Annotated in this window: 13 protein-coding genes; 8 read left to right on the top strand and 5 right to left on the bottom strand. The window is 67.2% G+C overall.

Annotated features, from left to right (window positions below; all coding sequences use genetic code 11):
• Window positions 1-12 precede the first annotated feature (12 nt).
• Together BLS66_RS00795 and BLS66_RS00790 are read left to right on the top strand one after the other, a co-directional pair.
• Window positions 13-612: an NfuA family Fe-S biogenesis protein gene (locus BLS66_RS00795; protein WP_053460863.1), complete on the top strand. Its 600-nt coding sequence runs from the start codon at window positions 13-15 to the stop codon at window positions 610-612.
• A 10-nt stretch (window positions 613-622) separates the two neighbouring features.
• Window positions 623-2,383 (top strand): hypothetical protein, encoded by a 1,761-nt coding sequence (locus BLS66_RS00790; protein WP_074724879.1) that lies wholly within the window; start codon window positions 623-625, stop codon window positions 2,381-2,383.
• 69 nt (window positions 2,384-2,452) lie between these two features.
• On the opposite strand, the gene BLS66_RS00785 is transcribed toward BLS66_RS00790, so the two are convergent.
• Together BLS66_RS00785 and BLS66_RS00780 are read right to left on the bottom strand one after the other, a co-directional pair.
• Window positions 2,453-2,866, bottom strand: a complete 414-nt coding sequence (locus tag BLS66_RS00785; RefSeq protein WP_049466827.1) for a barstar family protein — start codon at window positions 2,864-2,866, stop codon at window positions 2,453-2,455.
• Entirely contained in the window at window positions 2,866-3,318 is a 453-nt protein-coding gene (locus BLS66_RS00780) for a guanyl-specific ribonuclease (RefSeq protein WP_074724878.1), read from the bottom strand. The genes BLS66_RS00785 and BLS66_RS00780 overlap by 1 nt, the downstream gene beginning before the upstream one ends.
• A gap of 218 nt (window positions 3,319-3,536) precedes the next feature.
• Between BLS66_RS00780 and BLS66_RS00775 the strand changes: the two genes are divergently transcribed.
• Window positions 3,537-4,148 (top strand): superoxide dismutase, encoded by a 612-nt coding sequence (locus tag BLS66_RS00775; protein WP_005410310.1) that lies wholly within the window; start codon window positions 3,537-3,539, stop codon window positions 4,146-4,148.
• A gap of 132 nt (window positions 4,149-4,280) precedes the next feature.
• Here BLS66_RS00775 and BLS66_RS00770 read toward each other — a convergent pair whose 3' ends face one another.
• The gene (locus BLS66_RS00770; protein WP_049466818.1) at window positions 4,281-5,129 is read right to left on the bottom strand and encodes an endonuclease/exonuclease/phosphatase family protein; all 849 of its coding nucleotides are present in this window, start codon (window positions 5,127-5,129) and stop codon (window positions 4,281-4,283) included.
• Window positions 5,130-5,291: 162 nt separating this feature from the next.
• On the opposite strand from BLS66_RS00770, the gene BLS66_RS00765 reads away from it, so the two are divergent.
• The gene (locus BLS66_RS00765) at window positions 5,292-6,857 is read left to right on the top strand and encodes a POT-type proton-dependent oligopeptide transporter (RefSeq protein WP_049466817.1); all 1,566 of its coding nucleotides are present in this window, start codon (window positions 5,292-5,294) and stop codon (window positions 6,855-6,857) included.
• A 7-nt stretch (window positions 6,858-6,864) separates the two neighbouring features.
• Window positions 6,865-7,491, top strand: a complete 627-nt coding sequence (locus BLS66_RS00760; RefSeq protein WP_014037807.1) for a rhomboid family intramembrane serine protease — start codon at window positions 6,865-6,867, stop codon at window positions 7,489-7,491.
• A 58-nt stretch (window positions 7,492-7,549) separates the two neighbouring features.
• On the opposite strand, the gene BLS66_RS20695 is transcribed toward BLS66_RS00760, so the two are convergent.
• A complete protein-coding gene (locus BLS66_RS20695; RefSeq protein ID WP_164687841.1) occupies window positions 7,550-7,711 on the bottom strand; it encodes a hypothetical protein in 162 nt (53 codons plus the stop codon).
• A 209-nt stretch (window positions 7,712-7,920) separates the two neighbouring features.
• Between BLS66_RS20695 and BLS66_RS00750 the strand changes: the two genes are divergently transcribed.
• From BLS66_RS00750 to cfa, 3 genes are read left to right on the top strand one after another with little or no spacing between them, the layout of a single operon-like run.
• Entirely contained in the window at window positions 7,921-8,223 is a 303-nt protein-coding gene (locus BLS66_RS00750; RefSeq protein ID WP_019660442.1) for a GNAT family N-acetyltransferase, read from the top strand.
• 37 nt (window positions 8,224-8,260) lie between these two features.
• A complete protein-coding gene (locus BLS66_RS00745) occupies window positions 8,261-9,142 on the top strand; it encodes a DUF3298 and DUF4163 domain-containing protein (protein WP_049466838.1) in 882 nt (293 codons plus the stop codon).
• Between the two features lie 19 nt (window positions 9,143-9,161).
• Window positions 9,162-10,277 (top strand): cyclopropane fatty acyl phospholipid synthase, encoded by a 1,116-nt coding sequence (gene cfa / locus BLS66_RS00740; RefSeq protein ID WP_053460857.1) that lies wholly within the window; start codon window positions 9,162-9,164, stop codon window positions 10,275-10,277.
• An 88-nt stretch (window positions 10,278-10,365) separates the two neighbouring features.
• Here cfa and BLS66_RS00735 read toward each other — a convergent pair whose 3' ends face one another.
• Window positions 10,366-12,534, bottom strand: a complete 2,169-nt coding sequence (locus tag BLS66_RS00735; RefSeq protein WP_064238869.1) for a M3 family metallopeptidase — start codon at window positions 12,532-12,534, stop codon at window positions 10,366-10,368.
• Window positions 12,535-12,646 lie beyond the last annotated feature (112 nt).

Raw genomic sequence — 12,646 nt, 5'->3', positions numbered from 1 at the left:
TAGAATAGCCTGATGATCCAGATCTCCGACACTGCCCAGACCCACTTCCGCAAGTTGATCGAACGCGAGGGCGTGCCCGGCATGGGCGTGCGCCTGAGCGCGGTCGACCCCGGCACGCCGCGCGCCGACGCCCGGCTCGAATTCGCCGAACCGACCGACCTGCTGGGTGACGAGTGGGCGGTGGACTGCGATGGGTTCACCCTGTATGTCGATGCCGGCAGCGTAGGCTGGCTTGATGGCGCCGAGATCGACATCGTCGCCGGCACCGCCGGCACCCAGCAGCTGACCATCAAGGCGCCGCGCATCAAGGGTGAAGCGCCCGGCGATGCGGCATCGCTGGTCGAGCGCGTGCACTGGGTGGTGGAGAACGAAGTCAATCCGCAGCTGGCCTCGCATGGCGGCAAGGTCGCCGTGCAGGAAGTCTCGGCCGATGGCGTGGTGCTGCTGCGCTTCGGCGGTGGCTGCCAGGGCTGTGGCATGGCCGATGTGACGCTGAAGCAGGGCATCGAAAAGACGCTGATGGGCCGCGTGCCCGGCGTGACCGCCGTGCGCGACGCGACCGACCACGACAGCGGCCACGCGCCGTACATCCCGCGCGACAACGTCGCCTGATCGCCGACGCGTGCCTCTGACCCGGGCCGAGCAACTCATCGATCTGCTGCTGGCGCGCCAGCAGCCCCGCGCCGTCCTCGAGAAGACCACGCGCCTGCCGTATGGCTGGGCGCTGTGGCTGCGCTCGCTGGGGCCGCTGCCGCGGCCGTACCACGCGCGCGACGTGATCGCGGTATTGCTGCCCCGACCGTTGCCGGGGCCACCCGGTCAATCGCCGCAGCTGTCGCCGTGGCAGGCGCTGCGCCGCTTGTTCTGGCAGGACTGGGACGCGGCGCCGCGCGACCAGCGCTGGATGCGCTGGCTCTCGGCAGTGGCCAGTGCGCTGCTGCACCTGCTGTTCTTCATGCTGTTGCTGTGGGTGGCGGTGATCCGCACCAGCGCGCCGCAGGACGAGGGCACCGAAGGCGAGCGCGTGCAGGTGGAATTCGTCGGCCGCGCCACGCAGGAGGGCGGCGGCGACCAGCCGGGTGCCGAGGCCGCCGAGGCCGCACCGGCCGGTCAGGTTGCGGCCGGGCAGGAGGCGGGCGCTGCGACGGCGCCTGCGCCGCGCCCGCTGGCGGCCGAAGCCGCCAGCGCGTCCCCCGCGTCGGCACCTGCCGCAAGCGTTCCGCCGCCGCCGGCGGAAGCCGAGCCGGCGCCGGTTGCCGCGCCGCCGCCTTCTCCGATCCAGGCCACCGAAGTGGCGCAGGCCAGCACGGATTTCGTGGTGCCGCCGGTCAGCGTGCCCCGCACCGAGGTCAGCGTCGTGCCGCGCGACAGCACGCCCAGCGTGCGCGAGCGCAGCATTCAACCGGTGCAGGCGCCTCCGGCACCGACCGCAGTGCGCACCCCGGAGCTGGCCGTGCGCGCACCGCAGGTGCGTGACATCCAGGTGCGCGAACGCGAAGTCAGCACGGTTGACGCGCCCGTCGCGCCCCAACCGCTGCGCAACGCTGAAGTGCAGGTGCGCGTGCCGCAGCGGGACGTGCAGGTGCGCGAACGCGAAGTGCAGGCCGTGGCCGATCCGCAGGTGCGGATGGCGGCGGTGGCCGGGCGTGAGCCGGCCGTACGCGCGCCCAGCGGACGCGACGTGCAGGTACGGGAACGTCAGGTGCCCTCGGCACCGGCCGTGGCGCCCGCCGTCTCCAGCGGCAGCGCCACGTCGACACCCGCCGCTGCGGCCGAGGGCAGCGCGGCGCAGGCGAGCCGCAGCACGCGACCGGTGGCCTCCAGCAGTACGCCGGCAAGCGCAGGCGCGCGTCCTGCCCCCGATCCCGGCAACTGGGCGACACCTGCCAAGGGCGATGACTGGGGGGCATCCAGCCGCAACCGCGAGGGCAGCAGCGACGGTGCCCGCCAGGCAAGCGCCGCCGGCCGGGGCAATGGCCTGTTCAATGCCGATGGCAGCGTGCGTGTACCCGGCCAGGAGGGCGACGGCCATGGAGAGCGCGGCGCGCCCGGTGGTGCCAACGATGGCTGGAGCAAGGAGCGCATCGCGCAGTCCGGCACCTGGCTGAAGCGCCCGCCGTACGACTACACGCCGACCTCGTTCGACAAGTACTGGGTACCGCAGGAATCGTTGCTGGCCGAGTGGGTGCGCAAGGGGGTCAAGGCCATGGAGATTCCATTGCCGGGCACCAACACCAGGATCTCCTGCGTCATTTCGATCCTGCAGGCCGGTGGCGGCTGTGGCCTGACCAACCCCAACATGCAGGACCAGCCGGCCGTGGCACGACCGCCGCCGGACATCCCGTTCAAGAAGGAAGTGCAGGAAGACAACGGCAGCCGCTAGGACGGCGCATCCACGCATGGGGGGACACGCCCATGCCGACCAGGGTCGGCCTCCATCAGGGCGTTGCCCTTACGCGCTCTGCGACAGGAACACCCAGAACGGCACGTCGCGGCCGAGCCAGTCGCGGCTGGTCTCGTCCATCACGTCCAGCAGGGTGTCGAAGTCCTTCGCTGCGCCGGCGCGCAGCGCATCCACGTCGGCCAGGAACAGCGCATAGCCGGCGGCCGGCAGCCATTGCAGGTCGCGCAGATTGTCCGACAGTGCATCCCAGTTGCCGCCGAAACCGGCGGGGAAATCCAGCTGCGCCGCCAACCGGGCGAGCAGCGTGCGCTTGTCGGCGACGTTTTCCAGATCGATGCGGATCACCTTCAGGCCGGCATCGCGCATCGCGGCGGCCAGTGCGCCGATGTCGTCGCTGTCGATGGCATACACGCCGGCATTGTTGATGTCATGCAGGCCGAGGCCGAAATCATCATGGCTCATCACTGCGCTCCCTGGGCCGGTACGGTGAAGCTGCGGAATGACGCGTAATGGTCGTCGGTGTAGTACCACGCTTCCGGCGGATCGCCGCCGGTGACGATGCGGCGCGTGCCACGGGTGCGTGCGCCGGGGGTGTCGACGGTGTATTCGCGGTAGTAGCCGCGTGCCCGCTCCGGCAACTGCTGCTCGCGGTTGCCGAAGGTGCTGCCGTCCTGGCGGTGGGGGAAGGGGCCGCCACGCTGGATCAGGGCGATGGTCGCGCGTGCTTCGGCAGGCAGGAACGCGGGCAGGCCGCTGGCCCCGCTGGTCGAGGCGGGCGCGGTAGCGCGCGCGGTGGGCGTGCCCTGCAGGTCGGGCGCGAACTGCGGCGCCGGTGGCCGTTGCAGGAAATGGTTGGCGACCAGGCCGAGCAGCAGCAGGGCGATGGCGGTGATCAGCAGCCGGGGGTTGCGCATGGGCTGGGGCGGGCGAGGGTGGTGCATGCACTGTAGCGCCTGCGCGCTGCATGGTGCATGAGGAGGTGCCGCGTCACTGCTGCGTAACAATTGCCGTCGTACTCACTGGCAGGACGCAATTTCCTTTACATCCCCCTTGGTAATCTTGCGGTCTGTCCCCATCATTCACCGCGCACCGCCCGACAACGTCGGGTGCCCTCGCAATCAGGAGATGCATCATGGCCTACACCCTGCCCAAGCTGTCCTACGCCTACGACGCGCTGGAGCCGCATATCGACGCGGCGACGATGGAAATCCATCACACCAAGCATCACCAGACCTACATCAACAACGTCAACGCGGCGCTGGAAGGCACCGAGTACGCTGACCTGCCGGTCGAAGAGCTGGTGAAGAAGCTCAAGTCGCTGCCGGAGAACCTGCAGGGCCCGGTGCGCAACAACGGTGGTGGCCACGCCAACCACTCGCTGTTCTGGACCGTGATGGCGCCCAATGCCGGCGGCAACCCGGTGGGCGACGTGGCCAAGGCCATCGACAAGGACCTGGGCGGTTTCGACAAGTTCAAGGATGCCTTCACCAAGGCCGCGCTGACCCGTTTCGGCAGCGGCTGGGCGTGGCTGAGCGTGACTCCGGACAAGAAGGTCGTGGTCGAGAGCACCGGCAACCAGGACAGCCCGCTGATGGAAGGCAACACCCCCATCCTCGGCCTGGACGTGTGGGAACACGCGTACTACCTGAAGTACCAGAACCGCCGCCCGGAGTACATCGGCGCGTTCTTCAACGTCATCGACTGGAACGAAGTCGAGCGCCGTTACCAGGAAGCGATCGCCTGATCGCGGTGACGGGATGAACGGAAAAGGCCGGGGGAGACCCCGGCCTTTTCTGTTGCAGCAGTCGTTCGGTAGTGCCGGCCGCTGGCCGGCAACCGTGCGGTACCGGAGGAGCCGGCCCGCGGCCGGCACTACCTATTCCGCAGTGGCCGTATCGCCCTGCAGGCGCAGGGTCGCCATCACGCCCAGGCGCAGCCCGGGCAGGTCGCCGTCGGCCGGCAGCAGGATCGGCTGCTGGCGGATCCCGTCGAAATGCTTGACCTGGAACAGCACATCCAGTCCGTGGCCGGTGCTGCCCCCGCCATTGGCCGCGGCCGCCTCGGGCCGGCCGCCAGGATTGCGCCGGGCCGGTTGGAATCCCGGTGTGCTGCGCACCAGTTCCACGGTCGCTGCGGAGAAGTCGCCGGCGATCAGGCTGGGCATGCCTTCGGCGGTGGCGCCGATCCAGGTCATCAGGTCGCTGGTCTGGTGCTGGCGGGCGGTGGCCTCGTCCGGCTCCGGGCGCAGCCGCGCCACGTAGACATTGACCAGCGCCTCGCCCAGCTTGAGCCGCATCATGCCGGCCGCGCTGAAGGTGCCAGGAGGATGCAGCAGGGTCACCCCGTCTTCGCTGACCGGTAGCCGGGTCAGCATTGCGTTGCCATGCCGCAGCGGCTGGCTGGGCGGATCGGCGGTGACGAAGTCGCAGCTGTAGCGCAGCCGGCTGGCCAGCCAGCAGGCCGGATTGCGGCCCTGCTGCTGCAGTACCTGCTGCACCGAGATCACGTCCGGCTGCAGTTCGGTCAGCAGTTGTGCGACCTGCTCACGGCGCTGCTTCCACTGCGCATCGTCACGGCTGGGCAGTTCCAGTGCGGCCACGGTCAGTTGCCGTGCGCCGTTGCCGCTGGCGGCGGTGGCCGCTGCCTGCGGGCGTGCCTGTGCCTGCAACGCCAGCAGCAGCGCGAAACAGCTGAGCAGGAGGCGGGCGTGGGCGAGGGGGCGCATAACGATAAGTTTACGCTTTTGCCGTGCAGGTGCCGTGACTTCCGGCAGGGCCGGGATCGCCTGCCACGGATTGGCACCGTTGTCATGCAGCCCTGCAGCGTGCCTGGCGCGCCCCGGTTCCGGTAACCTTGCGCCTTTCGCTTTGCAGGAATGCCCTACAGGATGAGCCACGACGCAGTCGCCCCCATCGCCGGCCAAGGAAAGATGCCGCGCCAGATTCCGTACATCATCGGCAATGAGGCCTGCGAGCGGTTCAGTTTCTACGGGATGCGCAACATCCTGGTGCAGTTCCTGATCACCTCGCTGCTGCTGCAGGAAATCACTGCGGAAGGCCGTGCCGGAGAAGCCAAGGACATCATGCACAGCTTCATGATCGGCGTGTATTTCTTCCCGCTGCTCGGTGGCTGGCTGGCCGACCGGTTCTTCGGCAAGTACCACACCATCCTCTGGTTCAGCCTGGTCTACTGCGCCGGCCACCTGTGCCTGGCGCTGTTCGAGAACAGCCGCGAGGGCTTCTTCCTCGGCCTGGGCCTGATCGCGCTCGGTGCCGGCGGCATCAAGCCGCTGGTGGCTTCGTTCATGGGTGACCAGTTCGACCAGAGCAACAAGCACCTGGCCAAGATCGTCTTCGACGCCTTCTACTGGATCATCAACTTCGGCTCGCTGTTCGCCTCGCTGCTGATCCCGCTGGTGCTGAAGAACTGGGGCCCGCAGTGGGCGTTCGGTATCCCCGGCATCCTGATGTTCATCGCCACCTTCGTGTTCTGGCTGGGCCGCAAGCGTTACGTGCTGGTGCCGCTGCCGCCGAAGGATCCGCATTCGTTCGCCAACGTGGTGCGCACGGCGCTGACCGCACGCGTGGCCGGCCAGGGCCGCCCGGGCCTGGTGATCGCCGTGCTTGGCCTGGTGCTGGCGGCGGCCTCGTTCGCCCTGGTCGGCTCGCTGGGCATCGTGATCTGCCTGTGCCTGGCGCTGGTGGCCATCCTCGCCGGCATCGGCGGCGGCACCTGGCTGCAGCTGGACCGCGCCCGTGGCCAGCATCCGGCCGAAGCCGTGGAGGGCGTGCGTTCGGTGTTGCGGGTGCTGGTGATCTTCGCGCTGACCACGCCGTTCTTCTCGCTGTTCGACCAGAAGGCTTCGACCTGGGTGCTGCAGGGCCAGCAGATGCAGATGCCGAGCTGGTTCACCGCCTCGCAGATGCAGGCACTGAACCCGCTGCTGGTGATGATCCTGATTCCGTTCAACAACCTGGTGCTGTATCCGGCGCTGCGCCGCTTCGGCTTCGAGCCGACCGCACTGCGCCGCATGACCGCCGGCATCGCCTTCAGCGGCCTGGCCTGGATCGTGGTCGGCGGCATCCAGGTGGTGATGGACGGCGGCAACGCCATGTCGATCTTCTGGCAGATGCTGCCGTACGCGCTGCTGACCTTCGGTGAGGTGCTGGTCTCGGCCACCGGCCTGGAATTCGCCTACAGCCAGGCGCCGCAGGCCATGAAGGGCGTGGTGATGAGCTTCTGGAACCTGACCACCACCATCGGCAACCTGTGGGTGCTGCTGTCCAACGCCGCCGTGCGCAACGACACCGTGACCCACCAGATCGCCGGTACAGGGCTGAGCGAGGCGGCCTTCCTGATGTTCTTCTTCGCCGGCTTCGCCTTCGTCGCGGCGTTGGCCTTCGGTTGGTACGCGAAACGCTATCGTATGGTCGACAACTACCGCAGCGCCTGAGCCTGACATGACCCCCGTCAATCTGCTGTTGATCGCCATCACCGCCATCCTGTCGTGGATGGCGTTCAACAACCGCAAGCTGGCCGACCGCCTGATCCTGTGGCCGCCCGCCATCGACCGTCACCGCCAGTACGACCGGCTGGTGACCTATGGCTTCATCCACGCCGACTGGTCGCACCTGATCTTCAACATGATCACCCTGTTCTTCTTCGGGGGGTTCATCGAGAGCGTGATGGTGCAGCTGACCGGCAGCTACCTGACCTACCCGGCGTTCTACATCGGTGCGCTGCTGGTCTCGATCCTGCCCAGCTACCTGAAGAACCAGAAGAACCCGAACTACCTCAGCCTCGGAGCGTCCGGGGCGGTGTCGGCGGTGCTGTTCGCCTTCATCCTGATCAAGCCGTGGTCGATCATCCTGGTGTTCTTCATCCCGGCACCGGCGATCATCTATGCCGCGTTCTACGTCGGCTACAGCATCTGGATGGACAAGCGCGGCGGCGACCGCATCAACCACAGCGCGCACCTGGCGGGCGCGGCGTTCGGCGTGATCTTCATGCTGGCCATGCAGCCGAGCATCTTCAACCACTTCCTGCGCGAACTCTCCAACCCGACCTTCCGCCTCGGCGGCGGTTGAGGGAGCCGGGGTCGGATCCATCGATCCGACCCCGCGCGGGGCGGCAGCCCGCCCGGGCTCAGACCGCCGTCTGCTGGCCGTAGGTATCCAGCAGGCGGGCGAACACTTCCTCGCCGATACGCTGGAAATCCTGGTCCTCGGTCTGCCCTTCCACCGCCAGTTGCAGCAGGCCCTCCAGCAGGGCGCGGTCGGTATCGGTATGGGAATTGCTGGCGTGCATGGGAAGCTCCACGGTGGTGCGCAGGGTCAAGGATCGCAAGGGTCGTGCCAGCCCGGCCGTACCCCTCCACAGGCGATAGCGGCCGGCGGCCCTCCAGCTTGAGGGTCGAAAACTGACGTGAATGGACTGGACTTGCCCCTGTTCAGGCTTCACGCGATCATGGCGCCCGGCTGCGCACCATCCACGCAGTCGCCGCAGGAGACAGTTCCATGGCTTCGGTCACGCCCCCCGGTCTGGCCTACGAGGTCGAACATGACCTGGCCAACCACCGCTTCACCGCCCGTGTGCGAGGACAGCTGGCGGTGCTGGACTACCAGATCAAGCGCAAGCGCATGGTCATCACCCACACCGAGGTGCCCGAGCCGATCGCTGGCCGCGGCATCGCCGGTGAGCTGACCCGTGTGGCACTGCGTTTCGCCCGTGAGCAGAAGTACAAGGTGGTGCCGGCATGTTCCTATGCCGAGGCCTTCCTGCAGCGGCACGAGGAGTACCACGACCTGCTCGCTGGCTGAATGCCAGCGGGTCACGCTTCAGCCAGGGCAGGCGATGATGTACAAACATGAACAGGGGATCCCGATGAAGATTGGAAACAACCGGCCATTGCACGGCAGCGTGCTGGCCGGCGTGGTGGGCGTGCTGTTGCTGGCCGGTTGCCAGCGTGAAAGCGAGCCGGCACCGGCGACCGAGGCGGCTCCTGCCGCCGAGGCGACGGCCGCGGGCGAAACGCCGGCCACGGAAGCAGCGCTGGACCTGCGCGACGTGATCGAGAACAACGAGCGCGAAGTGGTGGGTATCAGTTACCCGGCGGGCATCGACCGTTATCCGGGCCTGGCCCGCGCGCTGCAGAGCTATGCGACCAGTGCGCGCAGTGACCTGCAGCAGGCGCTGGACGGGCTGGGCAACGACAAGCCGACCATGCCCTACGAACTGTCGCTGAGTTTCGAGAAACTGCTGGAAACCCCGCAGCTGGTGGTGGTCAGTGCCGATGGCAGCCGTTATACCGGTGGCGCCCACGGCGAGCCGCTGGTGGCGCGCTTTGTGTGGTTGCCGCAGCAGCAGCAGATGCTCAGTGCCGAAAAGCTGGTGGCCGATGCCAAGGGCTGGAAGGCGATCAGCGATTTCGTCGCCGACCAGCTGCGCGAACGCGTGGCCACCCGCCTCAGCGGCGAGGACATGGATCCGGCCCAGCTGCAGGAATCGCTGCGCAACGCGTCACGCATGATCGCCGACGGTACCGGGCCGCAGGCCGACAATTTCAGCCAGTTCCAGCCGTTGACCAACGACAAGGGGCAGATCACCGCGCTGCGCTTTGTGTTCCCGCCGTACCAGGTGGGGCCATACTCGGATGGCACCCAGACCGCCGACGTACCGGCGGCGGTGCTGTTGCCGCACGTGGCCAAGGACTACGTGGAGCTGTTCGCACGCGGTTGACCGCAGTCGAGGAGGTGGCGTGGATACAGGGTTGCAGGAGCGGGTCGCCGGCCTGCTCCACGAAGCCGGGGTCCGCATCGGCGGCACCCAGCCACAGGACATCCAGGTGCATGACCCACGCTTCTTCGCGCGGGTCATGGGCCAGGGCTCGCTCGGCCTCGGCGAGAGCTACATGGACGGCTGGTGGGATGCCAACGTCCTGGATGAATTCCTGGTCCACCTGATGCAGGCGCACCTGGACGAACGGGTGCACGGCTGGCGCGAAGTGGCCGATGCGCTGAAGGCGCGCCTGTTCAACCTGCAGGCCGGGCAGGGCAGCTACGAAGTCGGCCGCCGCCACTACGACCTCGGCAACGATCTCTACCAGGCCATGCTGGGCCAGCGGCTGGTCTACAGCTGCGGCTACTGGCGCCATGCCGGTGACCTGGATGCCGCGCAGGAAGCAAAGCTTGATCTGGTCTGCCGCAAGCTGGGGCTGCGCCCGGGCCAGCGCGTGCTGGACATCGGCTGCGGTTGGGGCGAAGCCCTGAAGTTCGCGGCCGAGCGCTACGGTGTCAGCGGCGTGGGCGTGACGATTTCGCAGGAGCAGGCCGAGTTCGCGCGGCAGTTGTGCGCGGGCCTGCCGATCGAGATCCGCCTGCAGGACTACCGTGAACTGGATGAGCCGTTCGATGCGATCTTCTCGATCGGCATGTTCGAGCACGTCGGGGACAAGAATTACGCAAGTTTCTTCGAGGTGGCCAAACGCTGCCTGTCGCCGCGCGGGTTGCTGCTGCTGCATACCATCGGCACCAACATCTCGCGGCATCGCACCGATCCGTGGATCGCGCGCTACATCTTCCCCAATTCGATGCTGCCGTCGGCGGTGCAGATCACCCGGGCGTTCGAAGGCCGTTTCGTGCTGGAGGACTGGCACAACTTCGGCACCGACTACGACCTGACCCTGCAGGCCTGGCGGCGCAACGTGGAAGCGGCGTGGCCGCAGTTGGATGCGCGCTACGACGAGCACTTCCGGCGCATGTGGCGTTTCTACCTGGCCGGGTCGATGGCCACCTTCCGCTGCCGCCATGCGCAGTTGTGGCAGCTGGTGCTGTCGCCGGAAGGCGTGCCGGGTGGGTACGTGGCGCCGCGCTGAAGCCAGCGCGGGGGCGGAGACCCCAACCACAACAAAAAAACCGCCCGGTCTCCCGGGCGGTTTCCGTTTCAGGCCGGTACGCGGGCGATCAGTTGCCAGCGCCGGTCAGGCCACGCTTTTCCAGCAGCGGTTCGATCTGCGGCTCGTGGCCGGCGAAATCGCGGAACAGCTGCATCGCATCGACGCTGCCGCCCTTGGACAGCAGCGTGGCGCGGAAGTGGTCGCCGTTCTTGCGGCTCAGGCCGCCATTGTCCTTGAACCACTTCTGGGTGTTGGCGTCGAGCACTTCCGACCAGATGTAGGCGTAGTAGCCGGCCGAGTAGCCGCCCATGATGTGGCTGAAGTACGGCGTCTTGTAGCGCGGCGGCACCGGCGCGTAGTAGATGCCGTCCTTCTCCAGCGCGGCGCGCTCGAAGGCCATCACGTCCTTGGCGGCCGGCACCTGGTCCGGGCCGATCTGGTGCCAGTTCTGGTCCAGCATCGCCGCGCCCAGGTATTCGGTGGTGGCAAAGCCCTGGTTGAATTTCGAGGCGGCAATCACCTTGTCCAGCAGGGCCTGCGGCATCGCGCTGCCGTTCTGGTAGTGCTTGGCATAGTTCTTCAGGATGACCGGGTTGTCCGCCCACATTTCGTTGACCTGCGAGGGGAACTCGACGAAGTCACGCGGCACCGAGGTGCCGGAGAAGTAGGGGTACTTCACGTTGGAGAACATGCCATGCAGTGCGTGGCCGAACTCATGGAACGTGGTGCTCACTTCATCCCAGGTCAGCAGGGTCGGCTGGCCGGCCGGCGGCTTCGGGATGTTCAGGTGGTTGGCCACCACCGGCTTGAAGCCGGTCAGTTTCGACTGCGAGACGTACGAGTTCATCCACGCACCGCCACGCTTGGACGCACGTGCATACGGGTCGAAGATGAAGATCGCCAGCTGGCTGCCATCGGCGTCGAACACATCGTAGACGGTGACGTCGTCGTGGTAGACCGGCAGGTCGGTGCGCTGCTTGAAGGTCAGGCCGAATTCCTGGCCGGCCGCGTAGAACACGCCGTTCTCCAGCACGTTCTTCAGTTCGAAGTACGGCTTCAGCTGCGACTCGTCGAAGTTGTACTTGGCCTGGCGCACCTTCTCGCTGTAGAAGGCCCAGTCCCACGGTTCCAGCTTGAACGTCGGCTTGCCGGCCGCCTTCTGTTCCTGGTCGATCATCGCCTGCAGGTCGGCGGCCTCACGCTTGGCGTTGGCCACTGCGGCCGGGGCGAGCTTGCCCAGCATCGCGTTGACCGCTTCGGGGGTCTTGGCGGTCTGGTTGGTCAGGTTGTAGGCGGCGAAGTTCGGGAAGCCCATCAGCTTGGCCTTGTCCGCGCGCAGCTGCATGATGCGCGAGACCAGCGCGGTGTTGTCGAACTCGCCACCACGGCTGCCACGGCTGACCGAGGCTTCATAGATCTTCTGGCGCAGGGCGCGGTTGGCCAGGTTGGTCAGCGGCGGCTGGCCGGTGGTGTTGAGCAGGGTGATCACGTACTTGCCGTCCTGGCCACGGGCCTTGGCGGCTTCGGCGGCGGCGGCGATCTGCTCCTTGGACAGGCCGGCCAGTTCCTTGACGTCGTCGACGGTGATCGCCGAAGCGTTCACTTCCGACTGCACGTTCTGGCTGAACTTGGTGCCCAGGTTGGCCAGTTCGGCATTCATGTCTTTCAGCTTGGCCTTGTCGGCCTCGGACAGCTTGGCGCCGGCGCGCACGTAGTTGTCGTAGTACTTCTCGACCAGGCGCACGCCTTCGGCGTCCAGGCCCAGGGTGGAGCGGCTGTCGTACAGCGCCTGGATGCGGGCGAACAGCTTGCCGTTCAGCGCGATCGCATCGCTGTGCGCAGCGAACCTGGCCGAGTAGTCGGCCTGCAGCTTCTTGCGGGTGTCGTTGGTGTCGGCGCCGACCAGGCTGAAGAACACGGTGGTCGCGCGGTCGAGCACATCACCACTCTTTTCCAGGGCGATGATGGTGTTGTCGAAGGTCGGCTTGGCCTTGTTGTTGGCGATCGCCTCCACTTCCTTCAGCTGCTGTGCCATGCCGGCATCGAAGGCCGGGGCGAAGTCGCTGTCCTTGATCTTGTCGAACTGCGGGAAGTGCAGCGGCAGCGGGCTTTCGGCGAAGAACGGGTTGGCCTGCTGGGCGGCGGTGCTGGCAGCCGGGGTGGCGGCGCCGGCCGAGAAGGCGGGCAGGGCAAGGCCGAGGGACATGGCCACGGCAAGGGCAAGGCGGGTGGTCAAGGCAGGAACTCCGGTAAGGCAAACAAGGGCCCGAGGGTAACCCGGCCGGCGCCGCCCGCACTTGTGTCAAAAGGCATGTTGCCGGGGCCGGGCGCGGGTACCATGCATTCTC

Origin of the sequence: Stenotrophomonas pavanii, from assembly GCF_900101175.1 — a bacterium.
Taxonomy (GTDB): domain Bacteria; phylum Pseudomonadota; class Gammaproteobacteria; order Xanthomonadales; family Xanthomonadaceae; genus Stenotrophomonas; species Stenotrophomonas pavanii.
The sequence above is the reverse complement of the archived record's forward strand: the minus strand, read 5'-3'. Positions and strand labels throughout refer to the sequence as shown.

Excerpts from the sequence above, each read along its gene's own strand:
- BLS66_RS00795 (WP_053460863.1), top strand. The coding sequence starts at position 13 with ATGATCCAGATCTCCGACACTGCCCAGACCCACTTCCGCAAGTTGATC.
- BLS66_RS00785 (WP_049466827.1), bottom strand. The coding sequence starts at position 2,866 with ATGAGCCATGATGATTTCGGCCTCGGCCTGCATGACATCAACAATGCC.
- BLS66_RS00780 (WP_074724878.1), bottom strand. The coding sequence starts at position 3,318 with ATGCGCAACCCCCGGCTGCTGATCACCGCCATCGCCCTGCTGCTGCTC.
- BLS66_RS00775 (WP_005410310.1), top strand. The coding sequence starts at position 3,537 with ATGGCCTACACCCTGCCCAAGCTGTCCTACGCCTACGACGCGCTGGAG.
- BLS66_RS00770 (WP_049466818.1), bottom strand. The coding sequence starts at position 5,129 with ATGCGCCCCCTCGCCCACGCCCGCCTCCTGCTCAGCTGTTTCGCGCTG.
- BLS66_RS00765 (WP_049466817.1), top strand. The coding sequence starts at position 5,292 with ATGAGCCACGACGCAGTCGCCCCCATCGCCGGCCAAGGAAAGATGCCG.
- BLS66_RS00760 (WP_014037807.1), top strand. The coding sequence starts at position 6,865 with ATGACCCCCGTCAATCTGCTGTTGATCGCCATCACCGCCATCCTGTCG.
- BLS66_RS20695 (WP_164687841.1), bottom strand. The coding sequence starts at position 7,711 with ATGCACGCCAGCAATTCCCATACCGATACCGACCGCGCCCTGCTGGAG.
- BLS66_RS00750 (WP_019660442.1), top strand. The coding sequence starts at position 7,921 with ATGGCTTCGGTCACGCCCCCCGGTCTGGCCTACGAGGTCGAACATGAC.
- BLS66_RS00745 (WP_049466838.1), top strand. The coding sequence starts at position 8,261 with ATGTACAAACATGAACAGGGGATCCCGATGAAGATTGGAAACAACCGG.